The following is a 23,386-nucleotide window of genomic DNA, read 5'->3' on the forward strand; positions in this document are numbered from 1 at the left end:
AAATTCACAGACATAAATAATCATTTTAAAAATTCTTCCACAAGAACAAAAAGAGCATGCAATCAACTTATTTTGTACATTTGCCGAAAATTAAAGCACAATGAAAGGCAAACTATATCTTATCCCAACAACTTTAGGTGATACGTCAATTAATCAGGTAATCCCACAAGATATTCAAGAATTAATTCCAACGATAAAGCATTTTATTGTTGAAAATATACGAACTGCACGCAGATATCTTAAAAAGGTAAACTCGGAGATTATTATTGATGACCTTAACTTCTATGAGTTGAATAAACATAGTTCGCCAAATGCCATATCAGGATATCTTAATGCTATTAAAGATTTTGATATAGGTATTATTTCTGAAGCTGGTTGTCCAGGTGTTGCTGACCCTGGCGCTGATGTTGTAAAATTGGCTCACGAAAAAAATATTGAAGTTGTTCCTTTGGTTGGTCCATCATCTATTTTAATGTCATTAATGGCTTCTGGATTTAACGGTCAGAATTTTGCCTTTAACGGATACTTGCCAATAAAATCAGATGAAAGAGCAAAAAAAATAAAACAGTTAGATACAAGATCATTAAGTGAAAATCAGACTCAAATTTTTATTGAAGCTCCATACCGTAACAACAAATTGGTGGAAGATTTAATAGCTAATTGTAGTACTGGAACCAAACTTTGTATAGCTGTTGATATTACTATGGAAAGTGAATTTATTAAAACATTACCAATAAAAGCATGGAAAAATAAAGATATTGACCTGCATAAGAAACCTGCAATTTTCCTATTACACCGAGAAAAGTAAAACAAACCAATACAAAAGCAGCACAGACTGAGAATCTGCGCTGCGGGTATCATAGTTAAAAATTCAGGTATAATTCTGACCGCCTAAAATCAGAACTAAATCTTGACTCAGTCTTTTTTATCTCATAACTTTCATATCCAACTAGACTTTCGTCGGGTAGAAAATCGCAAATACCATACCAAGAGGTCCGAATTACACTCTAAATTACATTTCCTCTACTTCTCTAAACTTTCAATAAAAGCAGGAAGTACACTTTTAAACTGATTAATTGCATCACCTAACTTTTCTGTTGTTCTTCCACCAGCAGCATTCATGTGACCTCCACCACTGAAGTGTTCCGCAGCAACAGCATTAATTGGCACATTACCTTTCGAACGGAAAGAGATCTTTACCATATCATCTTTTTCAATAAAAATAACCGATACTTGCATTCCCTGAATGGAAAGTGGATAATTCACAAAACCTTCGGTATCGCCATCCTTATAGTTGAATTTCACTAAATCCTCTTTTGTTAGAGTGATGATTGCGGTATTGTACTCGCTCAATACTTCTAATCCCTGATCCAAACAATGTCCTAATAATTTCATTCTATCCGTAGAAAAATTATCATACACATTGGAATGAATTTTACTTTTATCGATACCTCGACGCAACAATTCACCAACAATTTGATAGGTCCTAGGGTTTGACGAGTTGTAACTCAATCCGCCAGTATCCGTCACAATTCCTGTATAAAGACACTCCGCCATATGCTCATCAATTAAATCTTCACCACCAAGTGCCTCGATAAACTCATACATAAACTCGCAAGTTGAACACATACTGGTATCAGAAAACATAACATCAACAATATTCTCTGGCTCAGGATGATGATCAATCATAATTTTTTTAGCAGGCAAATCCGTCAGAATTTTCTCTAAATCACCAGATCTTTTAAAAGAATTGTGATCTACAATAAAAACCAAATCGGACGATTTCAGATAATCCTTAGCTTTTTTCTTATTGGAAGGATAAAGCAAAACTTCTGAATTAAGAGGTAACCAATTCAAAAATATAGGATAATCACTCGGACTTACAATTTGGGATTTTATTCCTTTTTTCTTTAAATATTGATATAATGCCAATGATGATCCTATAGCATCTCCATCAGGACCTGAGTGAGGTATAATTGAAATTTGCTTGGATTGTTGCAATAAAATCTCAGCTTCTTTTATCAGTTTATCATTAATTCTGTTCTGCAAACTATTCATTATATATTGGGTGTAATGATTCAAAAAATTAAGGCGTAAAGATAAAGAGAGATCCTCATATTTTTATCATTCTTATGAAAATTGCTTTTAAAAATAAAAAAAAAACGAAAAAAAATAATCCGCCCAAACTGCACGTTATTAGCGAGATTTATTTTGAATCAATCCAAATAAACAAGCTGTAAACTTCCTATTGGTCTTGCATGACTGAACGGAAATATTATTTTTGTATACCAAACGTTAAACTTACACACTTATTAAAGAATGAGAAGCGATAGAACATTTACAATGATTAAGCCGGATGCTGTTGCAGCTGGAAACATCGGAGCAATTTTAGCAAAAATCAACGAAGGAGGATTTCGAATTGCTGCTATGAAATACACACAAATCACAAAAGAACAAGCAAAGAAATTTTACGAAGTACATAAGGATCGTCCGTTTTATGACGAACTAACTGATTTTATGAGCTCGGGACCAATTGTAGCTGCCATCATAGAAAAAGAAGATGCTGTGGCTTCATTCAGAAAATTAATTGGTGCAACCAATCCTGCCGAAGCGGCTGAAGGAACTATTCGCAAAGAATTCGCAGAATCGATGTCGAAAAATGCAGTTCACGGTTCGGATAGTGACGAAAATGCTTGCATTGAAGGTGCATTCTATTTTTCGCAGACTGAAATAATTTAAGAAAAGCAAAATAGAAGGAGAGCGCATCAAAAGAAATTTTGCTGCGTTTTTTTTATCTCACAACAATATCATCAATAATATTAGCCTGAACTTCTCGGTTTAAAGCCTTAATCAAACCTTCACGAATCATCATCAACTCGTTACGAATAACCGAAGAGCGTACTTGCACAAATAGTTTTCTATTTCGAATGTAAATATCCGTAGTGGCATTGGCAACAGTTTTACCTATCACTTTTTCCCAGGAATTTACCAATTCGTATTCCTTTAACTTTCCATCCAATTTTGTCTCCTTTAAAACCTGACGGATCAGTTCATCTATTTTTTGAGTATTACTTCTTCTCATAACTACGAATTTACAATTCCACCATTATCAATTACAAACAATTGATACTCTAAAGCCGAACCAGAAAGAATCTCATCTAAATGATCGCGATTGGTATCGGATATAAATATTTGGCCGAATCTTTCTTCGGAAACCAAACGAACAATTTGCTCTACTCTGTTGGAATCCAACTTGTCAAAAATATCATCGAGCAATAATATTGGATTAAAACCAGCTATTTGCTTAATAAATTCAAACTGAGCCAATTTTAAAGCTATTAGATATGATTTTTTTTGTCCCTGTGAACCCATTTTTTTGATAGGGTAATTTCCTAAGTTCAATACCAAATCATCTTTATGAATCCCCACTGTTGTGTATTGCACCACCTGATCTTTCCAACGAGCGTTTCCTAACAAATCACGCATTGAATGATCGTGAAGTTGTGATTTATACTCCAAACTCACAATTTCGTTACCTTGAGATATCGTATTGTAATACTCCTGAAAAACTGGCATTAACTTATGCAGAAAATTCTTCCTCTTCTCATAAATTTCAGCACCCAATATCACCAACTGGTCATCCCAAATACTTAAAGTATCCTCGTCGTACTTCAGACCCGAAGCAAAATCTTTAAGCAACTTATTTCTTTGCTGAATAACCCGATTGTAACGAATTAAATCATCCAAATACTTTCTATCGTACTGGGAGATAACACTATCCATGTATTTCCTTCTCTCCTCGCTACCATCAGTAATTAATCTATCATCAGCCGGAGAAACCATTACAATAGGTAGCAATCCGATATGCTCCGATAATTTCTTATATTCTTTTTTATTGCGCTTAAAATTTTTCTTTTGTCCTCGTTTTACGCCACAATAAATTACTTCATCCAAATCTGCTCGTTTATATTTTCCTTCCAAAACCATGAATTGTTCATCATGATTTATATTCATTTGATCAGTCGAAGAAAAATAACTTTTACAAAAGCTCAAATAGTAAACGGCATCAAGTAAATTTGTTTTCCCAACTCCATTATTCCCGATAAAACAGTTTATTCGATGTGAAAAACTGACTTCCAATTCGTGAATATTTTTATAATTAATGAGAGATAATTTTTCCAGATGCATGTACAAAGTATTAGATAACGTCACAAAATTACGAATTTAAATCAATTAAAAACCTGCTTTCAATGGTGATAATTTAAGTTCACACTCATTATCATTTTTTAAAGAAAACATGCCTTATATTTGGTAAAAAAAATTACATTTGCGTTAGAAAAAATGAAACTAATAATTATTTGAGTATGTCGAAGAATAAAAACAATCAGGTATCTGAAGATAATTTTGAAAATTTAGAAGAGGCGTTAAGTAAGACTGAACAATATATAGAAAAGAATCAAAAGAAATTAACCAGCATCGCATTTGCTGTTATTTTGGTTGCTGTAGCTATTTTTGCTTACCAAAAGTATTACAAGACTCCACTTGAGATAAAAGCTCAAAATCAAATGTTCCAGGCTCAAAGATACTTTGAACAAGATTCGTTCAAATTAGCTTTAAACGGAGATGAAAACTACCCTGGATTTCTTCAAATTGTTGATGAATTTGGTTCAACTACTGCAGGTAACCTATCAGAATACTATGCAGGTATTTCATATTTAAGAATTGGCGAATTCCAAAATGCAATTGATCACCTTAACTCGTTCAGCTCAGATGATTTTATTCTTAGCTCTTTAGCTAAAGCTGCAACCGGTGATGCATATATGGAATTAGGTGATAACAATAAGGCTGCTTCTAATTATATGAATGCAAGTTCTATTAACACCAATGAATTTACAACTCCTATCTATCTTCAAAAAGCTGGTTTAGCTTACGAAATGATTGGTGACTATAAAAAAGCATTAGCTGCTTACGAAAAGATTGAAAAAGATTTTGGAAAATCTGCTGAGGCACGTGACGTTGAAAAATACATCACTCGCGCTAAGTCGATGATCAAATAAAATATTAAGTATCTTTTAAAAAAGACGAGCCAATTGGTTCGTCTTTTTTTTGCGCTTTACTCTAACATCATTTTAATAAAGATACATCTCCTAAGGTCACCTATGAGTCATTTAAATCGTATAGAACTCCTAAACCTAGTTTTAATTATACGCCAAATGCTATGCTTTATTAAATTTAACTTTTCAAAAAAAGTGTTTCATTCCATGTCTCTACTTAAAGTAAACAAACACAATTCAAGCATATTTTGAAATTAAGTTTTTTCTTGACACTCTTTTTAAAAAACCATAGCAACTATTTTTCAACAACTTACAGAGTATTCACTTTAGTAAAAACACTTAAAAAAAGCAAGCTAAACCATTAATTATATTACAGATACAAACGTCAGTATTATTATCAAAAAGATTAAATAAAAAAACAACAAAAATATTTACTAGTAAATCAAACACTTACATAAAAAACTTCATTTTTTTCAAAAAAAACATTCCAGACCCCTTGTATATTCTGACAAAGCCCCTATATTTGCAACCGCAATACAGAAACAAAGTTCTTTAAATAATTGCATTTGGGGAGATACCAAAGTGGCCAACTGGGGCGGACTGTAACTCCGCTGACTTCGTCTTCGTAGGTTCGAATCCTGCTCTCCCCACCATTAGATTGAAAACGTTCAATCTTTAAACATATTTCTGCGGGAATAGCTCAGTTGATAGAGCATCAGCCTTCCAAGCTGAGGGTCGCGAGTTTGAGTCTCGTTTCCCGCTCAACTTTTTGATAATTTTATTTTGGGGAGATACCAAAGTGGCCAACTGGGGCGGACTGTAACTCCGCTGACTTCGTCTTCGTAGGTTCGAATCCTGCTCTCCCCACCATTAGATTGAAAACGTTCAATCTTTAAACATATTTCTGCGGGAATAGCTCAGTTGATAGAGCATCAGCCTTCCAAGCTGAGGGTCGCGAGTTTGAGTCTCGTTTCCCGCTCAATTATTTTGGAGAGATGGCAGAGTGGTCGAATGCGGTGGTCTTGAAAACCATTGTGCGGCAACGTACCGGGGGTTCGAATCCCTCTCTCTCCGCTGATTAATGCATCAAGGTTTAAAAACTTTGATGCTTTTTTTATGCAATAATATTTCTCAGAAATTATTTCGTATCGAAATAAAAAAAAGCTGTTATCAAAAATGACAATAGTTTTAATCCTTACTGATTTATCAAAGTGTAATTTCTTAACGATTAATCCTACAATTAATTTAAATTCAACATATCCCTAATTCCAAAACAATTAAATACTCGCCCGTTCAATATCGAAAAGGAATTTAAATTATCATTTTCGAAATATTCATTCAACTCTTTCCAATTGATAAAACAATGGGCATCGAAAGCTTTGGCAGAATTAATGAGAAATAGTTAGAATTCATATACAATTATATAAACGATAATTAATTTACTTTTTAAAAAAAAACTAACACCCTGGCTACCAACAACTACTATCGACTCGCAAAATTAATTTTAAATTACGTTCGAATAATCTTTTGAAATTAACTTATTTCTTCTACTTTTGCAGCCGATTCAATAAGAATTAACAGCATTTGGGGAGATACCAAAGTGGCCAACTGGGGCGGACTGTAACTCCGCTGACTTCGTCTTCGTAGGTTCGAATCCTGCTCTCCCCACTACTAGATTGAAAATGTTCAATCTTTAAAAATTTTCTTGCGGGAATAGCTCAGTTGATAGAGCATCAGCCTTCCAAGCTGAGGGTCGCGAGTTTGAGTCTCGTTTCCCGCTCAATTTTTTGGAGAGATGGCAGAGTGGTCGAATGCGGTGGTCTTGAAAACCATTGTGCGGCAACGTACCGGGGGTTCGAATCCCTCTCTCTCCGCTGATTAAAGCATCAAGGTTTAAAAACTTTGATGCTTTTTTTATACAATAATATTTCTCAGAAATTATTTCGTATCGAAATAAAAAAAATACTTCTTCATTACAAAAAAGGCTGTTATCAACAATGACAACAGCCTTTAATATCTAAAATTTTTCAAGATCAATATCCTAATTTTTCACAAAAGCATTGTGGGTACTTCCACCTTGTTGAACTTCCATTTGTTTTTGCATTTGCATCTTTTGTGCTATCCAATTTCGTCCCATTTTCTGAAGTTGAATATATACGTGAGCAAAAAACATCTTGTAAGAAGCACAGAAACGCGGCATACCATTATCCATCCGATCTTTCCAAGCCCAATAAAGAAGGTTCTCCTGCTTGCCAGCCAAAAGAAACTTCAGGTCCCGATGGCTTTCCCAATACCGAACTTAGTTATTTTTTTTCATACTCCTCAATCACATTTCAATTACTCATACAACTTTCAATTGCAAGTATAGCTATACTTACTGCAACAGCACTTCGTTGCAGTAAGTATGAGTTTGAATTTATCTTAGATATTGAGGCATAGATGCAGGATCTTTTGTCCATCGTTTCACACGATTGTTTATCATGTGAAACTCCTTATTTCTATCGGTAGGCTGATAAATATCTACAGGCAAATGCTTTTTCAGTTCTGTAATCACATCCTTATACTCAGAATTGTTTGCTAAATTTACGTGTTCACCAAAATCTTTCACTTCATCGTACAGCTCCTCTGATCCATCATTGTATCGAATGTATCTCCATTGGTCACGACGAACCGAATGAGATCCATAAGTCCAACTGCTAATTACAGGATTTTTTCTCTTCACATCCATATCGGTCAATAATGGCAAAAGACTTTCTCCATCTTGCTGTTCATTCCTTTCCAAGCCACACAAATCGGTTAAGGTAGGATATACATCCAATAAGCTTACAGCACTTTTATTGATTTGCCCTTTAGTTGTCACACCTGGAGCAACCCATAACATTGGCGCCACAGTAGCTTCGTTCCACAAGTTATTTTTACGCCAATTTCTCTTTTCTCCGAAACACTGTCCATGATCAGACCAAAGTACAATAATTGTATTTTTTCCATACTGACTGCTATCTAAGGCGTCTAACAAGCGTCCCAATTGAGCATCCATAAAAGTGATTGCAGCGAGATAACCTTGAACCAACTCTTTACGATAAGATGGACTAATCTTATTCACTATCGCTTCTGCACCAGGCTCCGTTATTCCTTCTGCCATCGCCTTTCCATAAATAGAAATATCAGCAAATTCATTCTCCAAGGCAGTTGGAATCTTGATTTTATCCAAAGGATACATATCAAAATACTCGCGAGGAGCAGTGTAAGGAACATGAGGTCGTAAAAATCCAACTCCCAACAAAAATGGTTTATCATGATCCTTTTGCAATCGTTCAATCGCCCATTCTACATTTTGCTCATCAGGCATTTTGCCTTCTGGTAGATATTCTCTATCAATAGGTCCAGCACAAAGAGAAAATCCTGGATAATTGGTTCCTTTTTTTTTATTATAATTTGTTGTACCCGAACCGCCCATTGGGAAAGGATAGAAATCAGGTGCACCATAACGATTTCCATCTTTCATCAATTTTTCAGTTAGTGCATAAGCTCTAGGTTTTCGCTCATCCCAGAGTTTTTGATTCTGAAAATCATCTTCAATTGCCCAACATGCATGCCCTTCAATCTTTCCGCATCCCATGGTTTCATAACCATTCTGTCTGAAAAAGGCTGGCAACAAACTTACACCATCCCAAATTTCCTGATTTGGTGTACCACTTTTATTCGTATAACATCCCGTAGTTGTAGGACTCAAAGAGGATAAAACGGATAATCGAGATGGCGTGCAAACTGCCACAGCAGCATGCGCATTGTTAAAATATACACCACGTTTTGCCAATCGATCTAAATTTGGTGTTTTCACATCTGGATGTCCCTTAGACATTCCTGTCCAATCATTCAAATCATCAACAGAAATGAACAGAACATTTGATTTAGTCTGTTCTACTTCTTTCTTTTCAATTCCTCCTCCGCATGATTGCACTAGCAGCGCACCAGCGCCTAAAAGCAACGAGTTTCTTATCATGTTCATATTGCTGTTATCTTGAAAGCTCGATTAATATATTTCTAATATTCCATTTGACCAAGTCTAACACCTTTTACCAAATTGTTCCAATTCAGATCTGCTATCAAAAATATTTGAAAAATCAATATTAGACACATTCTATTAATCTCAGTTTTACTATTCCATTATTCACTTTTAATTTTGTTGAAAATCTACTTTTTTGAGATAAAATCCTCAATTCAACTTGTCCTTTAGTCTAGTTTTATGATTTAGGCAACAACTTTTCCCAAGTTTGTTCATTCCATTCAACGGGCTTATCCATATTTATAATCCAACCATCAAATGCAGATTTTAACCTCTTCACTAGTTCTGAATTCTGAGCTGCAATATTGTTTTTTTCTCCCGGATCTTGTCTGATGTTGAAAAGTTCATATCTATCTCCTATCGGATAATAATGCATCATAAAATCACCTTCCAAAACTGTTCCTGCCGGATCGGACAAATGCTCACGATACTGACTAACTGGAAATGCTGTCACCTCCTTGCTTCCTTTCACATATTGTTCGTATCCTGCCCAAAAATCCAAATTTTTATCACTCCAGTGATAAGCCTGACAACCCGCCCAAAACAATTGTCTTTTCTGATTTTCTTCTCCCTTAATCACATTTTGCAAAGCAATACCATCAACCGATTTTGAAACATCAATTCCTGCTGATGCCAATGCTGTTGGCAATAAATCCATGGCAGATACATTTTCTGTTATCACTTTTCCTTCATCAATCAATCCAGGACACCAGGCAAACATCGGAACATGAATTCCTCCTTGAAACATCAAGCCTTTGTTTCCTTTAAAAGCACCATTCAAAGGAAGTGGCGAATCAATTACCGCACCATTATCGCTCACAAAAAGAATAATTGTATTCTTATCAATTTTCAATTCTTTTAGCTTAGATACAATTTGTCCGATTCCATCATCAACGGCAGCCAAGGTTGCATAGTAATTATCTACCTCAGTATTTCCTGTATTGAATCTTTGGTATTTACGTGGAGCTTGCTCTTCCAAAGGAATATGTGGCGCATTATAAGATAAAAACATGAAAAAAGGATTTTTCTGATTCTTCTCAATGTACTGTAAAGCCTCATCGGTAAATTCATCGGTAATATACCCCTGGGATTTCACATGCTCATAATTTCTGAACAAGCTAGTCGCATTATAATAATTACTTCCGTGATAATTAAAGCCATAGTAATAATCGAAGCCTTTACTTAAAGGATGCTGATCTTTCACACAACCATAAATCGCATCACGATGATAATCTCTTGTTTTCTCAACCAGCGAATCAATAGTTAATTCACCCAAATGCCATTTTCCAATCATTGCGGTTTTGTAGCCATTCTCCTGAAAGGTTTCTGATAAGAACTTCTCTTGCGGGCGAACACCTGCCTCTGCATCGTAATTGTTGTAGATACCAAAACGCTGCGTATATTTTCCAGTCAGAAGTGCTGCTCTGGATGGAGCACAGGTTGTTGATGCCACAAAAGCATTGGTAAACTTCACCCCTTCGTTCGCTAACTTTGATGTATTTGGCATTGCAGTTTGAGCTGCATGATAAGCTGCCTCTACTGCCGTTGTATATCTTTTGGTAACCTGTGTATTTTTCAAGCCGTCCTCATTATAGGAACCCGGATCGAAATTTAATTGACCATATCCCTGATCATCGGTTACAACCAAAATAACATTCGGCTGAACAGTTTCAGAAACCTGATTGATGGTTCCTGTTGAACAAGCACCCATAAGAACGGGCAACATTGCATGTATTGGTTTTGATAATTTCACGTTATTAAATTTTAATTCTATTGTAATATTCCAAAGATCATCATTCAACATGGTTACAAAGGCTAAGATCATTCGAATGAACTCCAAAATCATACGGCTTAAAGGTTCACAATACATCAACAGAACTAAATACCAGGCTTTTAAAATTTGGGACATCTTCCTAAAATGTTCAGTTTCATAATAATTGTAATTCATCAAATAGTTCTACAACTTTAAATCAGAAATCAATAAAATGTAAACATGATAAAGCGTTTAAATACAAAATTAAGTGGAGCTTTGGGGTTTTTAGCTTGTACCAGCACTCTACTTACTTCTTCTTGTAGCAGTCAAATTGAAAAGCAATCGCAACCCAATATTATCCTCTTTTTAGTTGACGATATGGGATGGACAGATACCTCCGTTCACTTAGGTTCAGAAATGACATCGAACAATCGGTATCAAAAAACTCCAAACATGGAATTGTTGGCACAGCAAGGAATTAAATTTACAAATGCCTATGCTGCAAGTCCGGTTTGTTCTCCTACCCGATGTAGCATTCTTACGGGAAAAAATCCTGCCAGAAGCCAAATCACCAACTGGATTCCAGGGCAAGGAAATGACCTTCACGAATCGGAACAGAAATTATTCATTCCTGATTGGAATATAAATGGATTAAATGCCAAGGATATCACCATTCCTAAGATTCTTAAGAAACATGGATATGTAACAGCACATATCGGAAAAGCCCATTTTGGAAAGGCTGAAACAAGTGGTGCCGATCCCAAAAACTTAGGATTCGATTACAATATTGCAGGGCATCACGCAGGTCATCCAGCTTCTTACTATTATCCTTATGGTGAAGAAAATAGTAACTACAAAGTACCTAGCCTTGAGGAATTTGAAAAAGACAGCTTATATCTCACAGACGCACTGACGGTAAAAGCCACTCAGTTAATTGAACAATTTTCGACTGATAAAAAACCGTTTTTTCTGAACCTTGCGCATTATGCAGTTCATACACCAATTCAGGAACATAAAGAATTGGTTCAGCAATTCATGCAAGAAGGAAAAACAGAAACTGAAGCCAAATATGCATCCATGGTGGCAAGTATGGATAACAGCTTGGGAAATATCATGAGCAAACTTAATGATCTTAAAATTGCAGATAATACCATTATCATATTCATGTCGGATAATGGAGGATTGGTAACTCATGCAGGTCATCCAACTACCAATGCTCCACTTAGCGATGGCAAAGGAACTTGCCGCGAAGGTGGAATTAGAGTTCCTATGATAGTGAAATGGGCTGGAAAAGCAGAGGCAGGAACACAATGTGACGAGCCTGTAAGCAGCGATGACTTTTTTCCAACCATTTTACAGATGGCAGGAATATCTCCAAATGCTTATTTATCTGATATTGATGGTAAAGATTTAACTCCTCTTCTTACAGGTACTGGTAGTTTTAATCGTCCCGAAGGACTCTGCTTTCACTATCCTCACTATTGGGCATGGAAAGGCTTACGCGATGAATATCCTAGTATCAAACCCTTTAGTTCTATTAGAATGGGAAAATGGAAACTGTGCTATGGATATGAAGACGAAAATGTGGAATTATTCAATTTGGAAAATGATATTTCAGAGAGGGTCAATTTAGTGAAAGAACATCCTGATGTTGCTAAAAAACTATGCTCCCAATTAAAATCGTATCTGCAAAAAGTTAATGCACAAACTCCTGTAGACAGACATAGTGGTAAATCATTGCCATATCCGGATATCAAGCAATAATACACCAAAAATAAGACAAAACCAAAAGACCTGATTTAAAATATAAATCAGGTCTTTTTTCATTAATATTCTATTGCAATTGGATGATTTACATCTAAAGATAAATCTCTTAAAAACAACTCCATTTCATCGGCTGATGCTATTCCATTTTTTTGTTGATTCCAGGCTGCCACCACATGGTATTCCATAAAATTATCTCTTGGTGTTACTCCAATCAGGTGATTGAATTCATCCTCTGCTAATAAATCCGTCTGATATTGTTTTGGAACCAAAACACCTAAACCAACTGTAACCTTTGGGTATTTTTCATGATCAATTCTGGGAAAATCTGTTCCCCACAAAGATATGTATCCTGCCTTTTTATTGATTTTAAGCTCTGCTCCATCCATTTTTCGAACTCCTGTACAAAAGTCTATGTCCATTTCTCCATTTATGAACGATCTGTAAATCATCTCTCTGTGTCCTGCATAAATAATCATTCTAGAAAGTAGTTCATTCTCTCCATTTACACCTTTTGCGCACATATCGATTACCGAGCGAACCGGACCACTTGATCTGACCACGGCATATCGCCCTTTGGTTGTTTTAATGATCTGAGCTTCTTTTCCATTCCAAGTTCGCAAAGATCCAACTCCTATAGTATTGCTAACAAACAAGATATCTCCACCATACTCATTAGCAATAAATCCATCATTAGAATACCACTTGGTTGTATCTAATTCCAGACGAGAATGAATTTTCCCATAAATATCAATACTAGAACGATCATCGAAATACATTCGGTAAGCCATTTGATCTGATTCCAGCGCCGGACCATGATGCATCGTTTCCTTATACAAATCTCCTTTTTCACTGAAAATACTGTCCTTAATAATAAATGGATTCTTCCCATTTTTAAAACCCAACTGAGCATGAGTTCCTTTCTTAAATTGGAACTTTTCAGCAACACTTTTACCAATTCTAAAAATGGTAAGTTCCGAATCCGAATTCGCACCTATTCGTACTTGACAAACCAACTGATCAGCTTTGCCATCATTATCTAAATCATCCAATTGAGAAGAAATGATTGTATTATTCTGGCTTACCAACAGGCTGGTATTAGCATCCAGTTGCATATCCTCTTTTAGATCTGATAAATTGATTTCTACAGGCACCAACACTCTATCCTTATTTAAAAGATTATGCAGATTAATGGTTTGATTGGCTATAACTTCTCCTTGCTTGAAAATCTGATTCTTCTGATTACTAGCACATGCACTAGTAATCAGAAGAATCAGTAAAATATATAATGGATAGTTTTTCATTTCTATTTTTTCAGTTTAATTTCCAATGGTTGTCCATCTTTTAAATGAAATGTAAGTTGTGTATTATCAGACGCACGTTCCATTTCCACATTAGATTCTTCCTCATCCAATTCCCAGATTCCATTTAATTCGACTTGAATACTAATTATCTGGCTTTCTTTACGAGTGGTATAAGCCGATTCTTCCAAGTGCAAATCAGGATCACATATACTTAAAATCAATTCATCACCATTCTCCTTAATCATTAACAATGAGGAAGAGCTAACTCGTCTAACAAGTTGATGATTAACTTGCTTTTTTTTCTCAAAGAAAACAAAGCCTGTTGTATTGCTCTCCCTATCCCAAACAATGTGATTGATACTATCCTGTGCCAAAATTTTATATGCCGCACTCTTCGTATTCATTCCATTAGAAAAACTGGCTAAATCATCTTGAGTAATCGATGGCAACAAAACATATTCGTAAGACTGATTCCTTGGAGCTACACCATGATTAATCCAGGCTGAAGCAAAATCACCTTTCGTCTTTTTTCGGGTTTTATTGTGACATGATTCCTGATATTGCCTGACAATCTTAATATTACTTCCTTTTCTTATCCAATATCCATTGCCATAGGCATCCATCAAAGAATGATTTTTTTTATCTGATAAAGATTGATCAAATGGAAAGTCCACGTTCGACTCACCATCAACAAAAACAGGATCTGCCTGATTATTCAAAAACCCCTGAAACATGGTTGTTTCGGTAGGATATTCTTTGTTTGAATTGGAAATATTACTTCCCAAGCAAATGATTTTATCTCCAAAACAGAAAACCGATTTATTTGCCTGATGATCTCCGGTGAAATTCGTTCGATTTTTTTCTCTCAATTTTATTCCAAAAATTCCATTTTCACCCAACAAATTAGATGCGCCCGCAAATCCCTCTTTCGATTTTTCCATCAAAGTTCTCTTTTCCGGACTATCTAATTTTTGTAAAGGAAGGTGAATGCTAGTTGCTCCCGGATATCTGTTCCAATCCCAACCTTCCTGAACAAAACCACTACCATCAGAAGTTAAACTGTTCTTGTTACCAATCACCTGAACTGTTCCATAAGACTGATATCTGCCATAGCGATTGTCTTTCACATAAATTTCAGAACCCCAAACATTCTTGTTGTAACCTTTTACACTCACTGTCCAATTGCCACGGCGATGAATACCCAAAGCTCCGTAATTATATGTGTAATTCCCTTCGGGAGAAGCTTCAGCTTCGATTCCCAGTTTTACAAACTTCTTTTTTAAAGGATTATTCTTAATCTCCAAACGTAAAAATGCTTCAGCCATTTCTTTCCAAATCTTTTCGTCGGTAAATGGTTTTCCTGAATTGGCTAAATGAGCAAATGCATCTAATACTCCTTTACTCATAGATCCACTTAGAGGATGACGACCACAAATTCCAAATCCCCAATCCAATTGATTGGAATAATTTCTCATGCACAAAAGAGCATTTCCAAAATTCAAACGAGCTTCATCAGACAAAGCAAAAGGAGTATCATTTACCAAACTCAAAAACTCACCGATACCCGAATATCCTCCCTTACAATATGCAGGATAAAAACCACCATGATGAAATCCTGTTCCATCAGCTTTGATTCCTCCCATTGTGCCAGGAACAATTTTTAAGGAAATATCCATCCATCTTTTTATAGCTCGAAGCTCCCTGATTTTTTCAGGAGAATCATCCATTGTCATAATAGCTACCAAACGTGGAACTACCGATGTATTCCAGGAATCAACAACTCCCTGAAGTTCACCAACTATCGCTTTTTCTCTGTATTCCTGCACTCCAGTCCAATAATTTAGCATATCAGACACCATCTTAAGTTTCCCAGCTTTCTTTAACTCTTCTTTCATTAGATAGATGGCAGGAGGATACTCTCTAAATTGATATCCGTAATGATGGTTGGTTCCAAATCCACTTCCTAAAGCCAGACCTTGATCCATTGTGTAATCCAAAAGATCAATAAACTTTTCTTTTATATCGGCATTCTTAGTATGAAAATAACACTGTGCCAATTTTAGCAAAACTGGTCCAATATGATCCATTTTAACCTCACCAGCCTTTGCATCATATTCATCTTTACTCACAAAAGGTTTACCTGTAATTTGTCCCTTACTCCTTTCAATATCAAACTTCTTAAAGGACTTATTTATCTTTTCAATTTCCTTTTTTCCTGGTTTCTTTCCCTGATACTTAGCAATAATTCTATCATGAATTAATAGCATTGCCTCTTTCTCCTCTGTTTGAATAGAAATTGGCAATGGCAGATCGTGTTGATAAGAGCTATACCAGTGCCACAAGGCTGTCCAATGATTATTTTTTGCTCGAGGATTAATGTATGGCAATTGAGCATCAGGAGTCATTCTTCTCTCCAAAGGTTCCGATGGAAATATCATTCTATCGAAAAATAAGCTACCGCTTTTTACATTTTTAGGAGCATACACTTTCATAAAATTCAAATCCTCCATTCTATTACCAGTCATATCTGCAAAGCGAATCCAACAGGCACGCCACCCTTTAAAATTGATTCCATATTCGAATTGATAAGCAGATTCATCACCACATCCCAATTCAAATACAATTTTCTGATCAATAGGATGCTCATTGTATATCCACAATCTCAAACCTCCGTTTTTTATTTCTTGAGCAATATTGATTCCTATTGGATTGTCAATTTTTAATTCACTATTGTTCTTCCAATCCCAACGAATGGATTGCTTTCCTTTTTTATAATGAGTTCCGCTAACGGAAAGTTTAGATTCCTTTGAGGTACTCCAATTGCCTGGTACTTGATTTTCCAAATCAAAATATTGAGCATAACTCACAACACTTAAAGCAAATACAAGTAAGGAACAAAGTATTATTCTTTTCATAGATTTTATCTTAAAATTAAAAAGGAGATTCTCAACAGAAAATCTCCTAATCAATTACAAATTCAACTTCAATATTTGAGATTCTCCCTTAGGTAAATTCACACTTAACCAGTTCTTTTTATAAGTATATTCTATAGGTTCTCCGTTTAGTTCAACTTCATTTGGAGCATCATTCAATTTTATCTGAATAGATGTTTCCTTTGAGCTATTCACATGAATTGTCATCTCATTTTTACTACTATTTGTAAATACAGAAATTGGATTCTCAGCAAGGAATAAATCTTCTTTTCCATTGCCAATCACACGAACATCACGACCAAACCAAGCCTGTATCTTTTTATTTACAAAGGCAAGACCAGCCATTTCTCCTTTAAATCTCAATTGTTTTGTCTTGGCTTTTTCCGACCACGAAATCTCAGTATTTAGTTTCTCATTTTTGTAGATAGCCATTCCATCTCCATTTTTTAGAGATTTCACTTGTTTACCATCCAATTGATCTTCAAAACCAAAAAACAACAACGAACTTGCAGAGGAAGCGTGTTGTTTTCTCTTCAGTACATTTCCCAACTGAACATGTCCTACTCCATTTTTCTTTCTTAAATAGTTATCGTAAAACCAGGCTTCATCTACTTTCTGATTCCAAGTCTGATTCGAAAGATCCTTCACTATAAGCAGTGGTGCTTTCCCTTTTCGAGGGTCAATCTTCCACTCATTTTCTCCGATGGCATTAAATGGATTTACATCTCTATCCTTCTCGTACACATAAGCATCCTTCTTTCCTTTTCTGCTCGTATATGAATGTAAAAGCAATTCAAAATCAACATCAGTATTGGCTTTCATTTCGTCTCTCATCAAAAATACACCATTGAAACCGATTACTTCACGATGCCAAAACTCCAATTCCTTTGATGGATACATGTTTGTAGGATCGCTAATCAAATTAAAGTAATCAACTCCATCCTGATTTCCAGTACTAAGGATAATATCTGTCTTCCCCCAAATGTTTTTATTAGCAGGATACTCTCCAAAATCACACCACACATCTCCATCGCCAACTTGTCCCTTTCCATTTACCAAAAGAACATTGTGCTCGTTGGTGTACTTTGGAACTGAATATCCCATATCAATAATGTAAGGAACTCCGGCTCGGTGAATCATGAACTGCCCATCATCTGGCTGTCCGTGTCCTTGATAATGCATCCCCGATTTAATGGTAAAATAACTTGCATTATTCTCCCAGGAAGAACGCCAAACATACATGCCCGCATCTTCAAAAAAGCGCCAATTAGGTATGGTATTCAAATCTACCGTTGGAACAGTTCCATCTTTCCAAATGTATCTCCAAACATCAAAATTAGATTTCTGATTTTGATCCTTTTGGTTCTTTTTCTCTGCTCTCCACAATTCAACTTCCTGCAAATCCAAATCATTTGACAACCATTGTGCAATCGGATCCTTTAGATTTTTAGCCAAAGCCGGAAATACAGAATAAGGGTTTCCCCAAAATCTTGGATTGGCATCAGCATATCGTGCCAAACCACCAAAATTATCATCTCCTCCCGGCAGAATAGAGTACAAACAGTAAGCTGAAGCATTTTGAAACCATTGCAAATCTTCATAAGGCTTTCCATATCCTTTTTCCAATGCATTTCTTCTAATCTCCATCCACTGTACATAAGTCTTTAATTGAAACATGAGATAAGTAGCACCCTCATCTGAAAAACCATCACTCATGTTAGAGTTCATCTGACTGGTCAATGTTTCATATTTGTGCTCTAAACTCTCAGTCCATTCTTTTTTATATTCTGATGGAATTCCATCAATACCATACAAAATGGCACTCAATGCTGCATATACATTTGTACCATGATTGCAATTCATAATGGCAAAACTCTTCGTATGATATCGACTGTAATCCTTATAAAAATGATGAGAAATTCGAATTAATTTATCATTTATTAATTTACGCTCTTCGTCAGAAAAATTCTGATATTGCCAATCGTAACAAGCCGACAAGGCAATTAATGCCTGAGCAATTCCTAAATCTCCTCCAGGACCTTTACTTTTCCCTTCAATCCAGCTATCCCATTCTTTCCAATTTAAAATAGTCCAAAAATGCTTCTTAAAAGTTTCCTGATATGGCTGATTAGGATCCAACAACTGAACCAAGGCTACAGCAGCCAACTTCTCAGGAAAAGCAAATACCATTTTTGGTTTTGGCTTTAAAAAGACATCCTGCTTTTTCAGATTCTCACAAATACTTAATAAACTTGCCCACTCCTGTTTGTGTGTGGTATTTTTATAGTTCTTAAATGTTTCCAATTCATTAGCTTGAAAAAACAAACGTGGGTGAACCTGCGTTTCATTCTTTTTCTTACATGCATTTACAACAACTGAAAATGACAGAATTAGGACTATTAGAATTGTATATTTTACTCGCATCATTAATTTTTTTATATTGAAAATCCTTACTTCCAGCTTGGACCTACATCTTTTTTAGTTAAAACTTTCTGCAAACCTCCACGTTCACCCTCTGGAGCAAAATAAACACCTGCAGGAAGATTTTCTTTTACGCCAGCAAATTCAATTCTATCAATCATTTGCTTTGGTAAATAATCCATCCAAGCTTTGCTTGCTTTACCTGATTTTTTAGGAACAAAAACATAGTTAGCTCTTTTCTCTAATTTAAATTTAGATTCCATCAAACCAACATTCTTTTCAATTCCTGTTTTTCCCTGATAGTAATTGTTATCCCAAACCATATGCTGCGGTTCTGAATGCAACTTTATAAATGGAATGGAACCGACCATCTGATTGTTAAAAAAGTACATGCTATCAGATGGAAAAATTTTATTTCTATGTCCCAAATCAGAAACCATATCAAATAGTTTTCCCTGATTGCGTACCAAAAGGTTGTGAGCTATTACATTCTCAGCAGTTTTAGGAAAATGTATGGCAATAATCCCTTGAGCAACTCTCTTTGGGTCTGGAGGAGAACCCGCACCAAAACCAATAACAGATCCTTTCTTAGGAGACAATCCATAGAAATAGTTATTCAAAACAAGGTTTTGTCTATTTTTTACTCCCACTCCCGAACATCGGTTATTTTCTCCTTTGTTCGAAATGAAATAATTACTCTCAATTATCCCTTGTTCTCCCTGACGGAAACTTAATCCTCCTTTACAATTAAAAAAAGTATTGTAGCGAAACATGTTTCCACAGCTCTTTGAACTCATTATTTCACTTTCCCCACTGCAATCATCAAACAAGTTAAATTCAACAACAGTATAACAAAAACGTGTCGCCATAGAGCCATGACCAATTCTCAAAGCTGACCCTCCATTTCTTTTTAATGGCGGTCTTGCAAAAAAGTTGTGATCTACTAAATGATGGTTTCCACCCTTTTTAGGCACATCAACATTAACATAGCTAGCTCCTGATGTTTTTCCTTCGAACCAACAATGATCTACCCTGTTATATTGACCATTCAACTGAATCCAAACACCGCCTACTGTATTGTAATTTCGAAATCGAGTTTCGCTTACACGATTGTTTTTTCCTTCAATCATTATTAGAGCTTCGCTTTTTTGTCTTTTCCCATTGTCAAAATCAAAACCTATTAATTGAATGTAATCCCCATTTACATCAATATGTGAATTTCCAATAATGACAACCTTTCCAGGATTCTGTGCTTCGATAACGACATTCTGTTTTTCCGTTCCTGAATAATTCAATGCTATTCGCAAATCAGTATAGTTTCCATCTGCCAATTGAATGTAATTAGATTCATTTTTAATGGCAGATTTCAATTCTTTTACGGATTTCACCAGCACAGCTTTATTTTTTGCAAAAAGCGATGTGCTTAAGCTAAAAACAAACAGGATTAGTACGATTTTCTTAAAGTAATTCATTCGTATTATTATTTTGATTTAGGTTTCTTGATTCGATAAACTTTGTAATTATCCACACTCATATGATTATTGATCGTTCTAAATCCAAACCATCCTTTTTTATATGGATTCTCGTCTTTAAAATCATAAATCAATTCATCATCTCTAAAAAATTGGACTGTATTCCCCATAGCAATCAGCTTGATTTTATAAGATTTGTTTGCTTCTAACAATACTTTATCCCCAATTAAATCATGTTCAGGCAATAATGGCTTGCCACCATTTCCATCGTATCTTCGAAATCGGGTTTTCGTGTTATTATGCCCTCCCATTCCAACATAGTACAATTGCAAAGTATCGTAATCGTGAAACATACCAGATGGCTTGCGTGGAGAATTAAATATGTCTTTCCTATTTCGAGCATCCGTAGCCATCCAAAAACAATTCAAATCACTTACTCGATCGTTAGGACCGTTCTGATCAATTACTATTGCATCATATTCAATCAGGATATTCCCTTTTAATTTTTGTTTGAACCAAATAGTTGATCCCTTAGGAACATTTATATCCAATTTACCATTCTTCACTTCAACAATACTTGCTTCATCCTGTAGCTCCAAAATCCAATTCGCTAGAGTTACAGAATCAAAATTGTCCTCATAGAGTAATTTTACTTTCAAAAAATGATCTTGTGCAGAAAGTTTCACACTCGAAAATCCAAATGCAAAAACTAGTAAGAGTGCTAAATGTAATTGTTTCATAGGTTCAATATCTATTCATTACTTCAATTATGTCATCAGGAAACGAGCGCTTTGTTCCTGAATTCATTTCCAATATAGAGCAAAGTGCTTTTCACTGCAATTCATGCCTGTCCCAAAACAAGGATTCGGAACCCAAACATACGCTTCTCCTCTGTTTTCCAGTTTATTTCAATATATTTTACAAAATTGTTCGTACAATTTTAGACCTACTCTATAGCTATTGCATTTGTCAAAAGGAAGTAGATTCAGTCAGTTTTCTTCGATAATGTAAGAATGCTTTTCATTACCGAATCCTGAAAATATATTGCACAGCCACAACAAACACCACAATTGTACGAACAGATTCACACAAGCAATACTGCTACTGTTACCAATTAAAAATAAAATTGGAACCAATAAATAAAATCCACTTCTGCCTGACTTACTGTAATTTAACAAAATTAAACCTCCGAAAACTCCCAAGTTTTACGGACATCTGAATCCGTTTTAATTGTTTCAATAATTTAGAGTGTGACAAAAAGCTAGAACATTCAATAGAAAATTGCATGAAGTCGGCTAAGTGTGAGGTGAAACGTGAATAAAAACTAAATAAACAAAAGTAAAATGAACCGAATCTTTAGATTTACGATTCTTATAGCCTGTGTGATCAGTATGCTGTCTTGTGGGAATCAAAAAACTTCTTTAAAGGGAATTGTAGATGAGAATGTAGATTTCGCAACGAAACAAATTGGGCGTGAAATCGAGAGTATGAATGCAAAAGGAGAAACCCTTAACCCAAGAACAATTAACGAAGATGGAACAACCAGATACAATACGCCAGAGCTTTGGACCAGTGGTTTTTTCCCTGGATCTTTATGGTATTTGTATGAGCTAACTGGTGAACAAAAATGGAAAACAGAAGCTGAAAAAATTACAGAAACCTTAGATACAGTTCAATATTTAACCTGGCATCACGATGTTGGTTTCATGGTGTACTGTAGCTATGGTAACGGATACAGATTGACAAAAAATCCTGCTTACAAAAAAGTAATTATTCAAGCTGCAAAATCACTAAGCACAAGATTTCGACCAAATATTGGAGCCATTCAATCGTGGAATGTTCACCGAGGTTGGCAAGCTGAAAGAGGATGGCAATGCCCAGTTATCATAGATAATATGATGAATTTGGAATTGCTTTTTGAAGCTTCAAAACTAAGTGGAGACAGTAGTTTTAGAGATATCGCAATTAAGCATGCCGAAACAACATTAGAACATCATTTTCGCCCAGATCACAGTAGTTATCATGTAATTGATTACGACACGATCAATGGGAATGTTCGAAACAAAGTAACCGCTCAAGGTTATGCTGATCATTCTGCCTGGTCCAGAGGACAAGGATGGGCTATCTATGGCTACACGGTGTGTTACAGAGAAACCAAAGACCCTAAATACTTAAAGCAAGCTGAAGAGATCGCTAAATACTTATTCAATCATCCAAGAATGCCTGAAGATTTAGTTCCTTACTGGGATTATGACTGTAAGGATATTCCAAAAACATACAGAGATGCTTCCGCAGCCGCAGTTATTGCCTCGGCTCTATACGAAATGAGTACCTACAACATCACAAAAAGTTCTGAATACAAAAAATATGCAGACCAAATTGTAGAAAGTTTATCCTCATCAGCCTATCGTGCAAAATTGGGTGAAAACAATAATTTTCTTTTAATGCATAGTGTAGGAAGTATTCCTCATGGTGCAGAAATTGATGTACCGTTAAACTATGCAGATTATTACTTTTTGGAAGCACTTACCAGAAAAAAAGAGTTAGAAAAATAATGACATAAACTGACAGGTTTATTGATGTAATACTATAAACCTGTCAGCACTATAACCCATTTGA

Annotated in this window: 15 protein-coding genes and 8 tRNA genes; 13 read left to right on the top strand and 10 right to left on the bottom strand. The window is 35.5% G+C overall.

Features of this window, described 5'->3' with window-relative positions:
- Window positions 1–100 precede the first annotated feature (100 nt).
- The gene (locus GCQ56_RS09215) at window positions 101–808 is read left to right on the top strand and encodes an SAM-dependent methyltransferase (RefSeq protein ID WP_152734191.1); all 708 of its coding nucleotides are present in this window, start codon (window positions 101–103) and stop codon (window positions 806–808) included.
- A 215-nt stretch (window positions 809–1,023) separates the two neighbouring features.
- On the opposite strand, the gene GCQ56_RS09220 is transcribed toward GCQ56_RS09215, so the two are convergent.
- Window positions 1,024–2,058, bottom strand: coding sequence for a bifunctional oligoribonuclease/PAP phosphatase NrnA (locus GCQ56_RS09220; RefSeq protein ID WP_152734192.1), 1,035 nt, complete (start codon window positions 2,056–2,058; stop codon window positions 1,024–1,026).
- Window positions 2,059–2,319: 261 nt separating this feature from the next.
- On the opposite strand from GCQ56_RS09220, the gene GCQ56_RS09225 reads away from it, so the two are divergent.
- Window positions 2,320–2,739, top strand: coding sequence for a nucleoside-diphosphate kinase (locus GCQ56_RS09225; RefSeq protein ID WP_152734193.1), 420 nt, complete (start codon window positions 2,320–2,322; stop codon window positions 2,737–2,739).
- A 52-nt stretch (window positions 2,740–2,791) separates the two neighbouring features.
- Here the strand turns inward: GCQ56_RS09225 and GCQ56_RS09230 are convergent, their stop codons facing one another.
- Both GCQ56_RS09230 and recF read right to left on the bottom strand, forming a co-directional pair.
- Window positions 2,792–3,082: a DUF721 domain-containing protein gene (locus GCQ56_RS09230; protein WP_152734194.1), complete on the bottom strand. Its 291-nt coding sequence runs from the start codon at window positions 3,080–3,082 to the stop codon at window positions 2,792–2,794.
- Window positions 3,083–3,084: 2 nt separating this feature from the next.
- Window positions 3,085–4,188 (bottom strand): DNA replication/repair protein RecF, encoded by a 1,104-nt coding sequence (recF, locus tag GCQ56_RS09235; protein ID WP_152734195.1) that lies wholly within the window; start codon window positions 4,186–4,188, stop codon window positions 3,085–3,087.
- Window positions 4,189–4,364: 176 nt separating this feature from the next.
- Between recF and GCQ56_RS09240 the strand changes: the two genes are divergently transcribed.
- The 9 genes from GCQ56_RS09240 to GCQ56_RS09280 all read left to right on the top strand — a co-directional run bounded on the left by GCQ56_RS09240 (window position 4,365) and on the right by GCQ56_RS09280 (window position 6,928).
- Window positions 4,365–5,057: a tol-pal system YbgF family protein gene (locus tag GCQ56_RS09240; protein WP_152734196.1), complete on the top strand. Its 693-nt coding sequence runs from the start codon at window positions 4,365–4,367 to the stop codon at window positions 5,055–5,057.
- 565 nt (window positions 5,058–5,622) lie between these two features.
- Window positions 5,623–5,707: transfer RNA gene (locus tag GCQ56_RS09245), tRNA-Tyr, on the top strand.
- A gap of 36 nt (window positions 5,708–5,743) precedes the next feature.
- Window positions 5,744–5,816: transfer RNA gene (locus tag GCQ56_RS09250), tRNA-Gly, on the top strand.
- A 23-nt stretch (window positions 5,817–5,839) separates the two neighbouring features.
- A tRNA-Tyr gene (locus GCQ56_RS09255) sits at window positions 5,840–5,924 on the top strand.
- Window positions 5,925–5,960: 36 nt separating this feature from the next.
- Window positions 5,961–6,033: transfer RNA gene (locus GCQ56_RS09260), tRNA-Gly, on the top strand.
- Window positions 6,034–6,043: 10 nt separating this feature from the next.
- Window positions 6,044–6,128: transfer RNA gene (locus GCQ56_RS09265), tRNA-Ser, on the top strand.
- 512 nt (window positions 6,129–6,640) lie between these two features.
- Window positions 6,641–6,722, top strand: a tRNA-Tyr gene (locus GCQ56_RS09270).
- A gap of 39 nt (window positions 6,723–6,761) precedes the next feature.
- Window positions 6,762–6,834, top strand: a tRNA-Gly gene (locus tag GCQ56_RS09275).
- Between the two features lie 9 nt (window positions 6,835–6,843).
- Window positions 6,844–6,928 (top strand) — tRNA-Ser (locus GCQ56_RS09280).
- Window positions 6,929–7,470: 542 nt separating this feature from the next.
- On the opposite strand, the gene GCQ56_RS09290 is transcribed toward GCQ56_RS09280, so the two are convergent.
- Both GCQ56_RS09290 and GCQ56_RS09295 read right to left on the bottom strand, forming a co-directional pair.
- The gene (locus GCQ56_RS09290) at window positions 7,471–9,063 is read right to left on the bottom strand and encodes a sulfatase (RefSeq protein ID WP_152734198.1); all 1,593 of its coding nucleotides are present in this window, start codon (window positions 9,061–9,063) and stop codon (window positions 7,471–7,473) included.
- Between the two features lie 235 nt (window positions 9,064–9,298).
- Window positions 9,299–11,029 carry a sulfatase-like hydrolase/transferase gene (locus GCQ56_RS09295; RefSeq protein WP_193323755.1) on the bottom strand — a complete coding sequence of 577 codons (1,731 nt, stop codon included), beginning with the start codon at window positions 11,027–11,029 and terminating at the stop codon, window positions 9,299–9,301.
- A gap of 84 nt (window positions 11,030–11,113) precedes the next feature.
- On the opposite strand from GCQ56_RS09295, the gene GCQ56_RS09300 reads away from it, so the two are divergent.
- Window positions 11,114–12,637, top strand: coding sequence for a sulfatase (locus GCQ56_RS09300; RefSeq protein ID WP_152734200.1), 1,524 nt, complete (start codon window positions 11,114–11,116; stop codon window positions 12,635–12,637).
- Between the two features lie 62 nt (window positions 12,638–12,699).
- Here GCQ56_RS09300 and GCQ56_RS09305 read toward each other — a convergent pair whose 3' ends face one another.
- Genes GCQ56_RS09305 through GCQ56_RS09325 form a run of 5 tightly spaced genes read right to left on the bottom strand, consistent with a single transcriptional unit; the run spans window position 12,700 to window position 21,507 of the window.
- Entirely contained in the window at window positions 12,700–13,941 is a 1,242-nt protein-coding gene (locus GCQ56_RS09305) for a DUF4861 family protein (protein ID WP_152734201.1), read from the bottom strand.
- 2 nt (window positions 13,942–13,943) lie between these two features.
- Window positions 13,944–16,856 (bottom strand): chondroitinase family polysaccharide lyase, encoded by a 2,913-nt coding sequence (locus tag GCQ56_RS09310; RefSeq protein ID WP_152734202.1) that lies wholly within the window; start codon window positions 16,854–16,856, stop codon window positions 13,944–13,946.
- 54 nt (window positions 16,857–16,910) lie between these two features.
- Window positions 16,911–19,301 carry a DUF4962 domain-containing protein gene (locus GCQ56_RS09315; protein WP_152734203.1) on the bottom strand — a complete coding sequence of 797 codons (2,391 nt, stop codon included), beginning with the start codon at window positions 19,299–19,301 and terminating at the stop codon, window positions 16,911–16,913.
- A 23-nt stretch (window positions 19,302–19,324) separates the two neighbouring features.
- Window positions 19,325–20,767, bottom strand: coding sequence for a polysaccharide lyase 6 family protein (locus tag GCQ56_RS09320; protein WP_152734204.1), 1,443 nt, complete (start codon window positions 20,765–20,767; stop codon window positions 19,325–19,327).
- An 8-nt stretch (window positions 20,768–20,775) separates the two neighbouring features.
- Complete coding sequence (locus GCQ56_RS09325; RefSeq protein ID WP_152734205.1) at window positions 20,776–21,507, bottom strand: DUF6250 domain-containing protein; 732 nt, start codon at window positions 21,505–21,507, stop codon at window positions 20,776–20,778.
- A gap of 603 nt (window positions 21,508–22,110) precedes the next feature.
- Here GCQ56_RS09325 and GCQ56_RS09330 point away from each other — a divergent pair.
- Window positions 22,111–23,322, top strand: coding sequence for a glycoside hydrolase family 88 protein (locus GCQ56_RS09330; RefSeq protein ID WP_193323756.1), 1,212 nt, complete (start codon window positions 22,111–22,113; stop codon window positions 23,320–23,322).
- Window positions 23,323–23,386 lie beyond the last annotated feature (64 nt).

Source organism: Marinifilum sp. N1E240, from assembly GCF_009295825.1.
Classification (GTDB): Bacteria; Bacteroidota; Bacteroidia; order Bacteroidales; family Marinifilaceae; genus Marinifilum_A; species Marinifilum_A sediminis.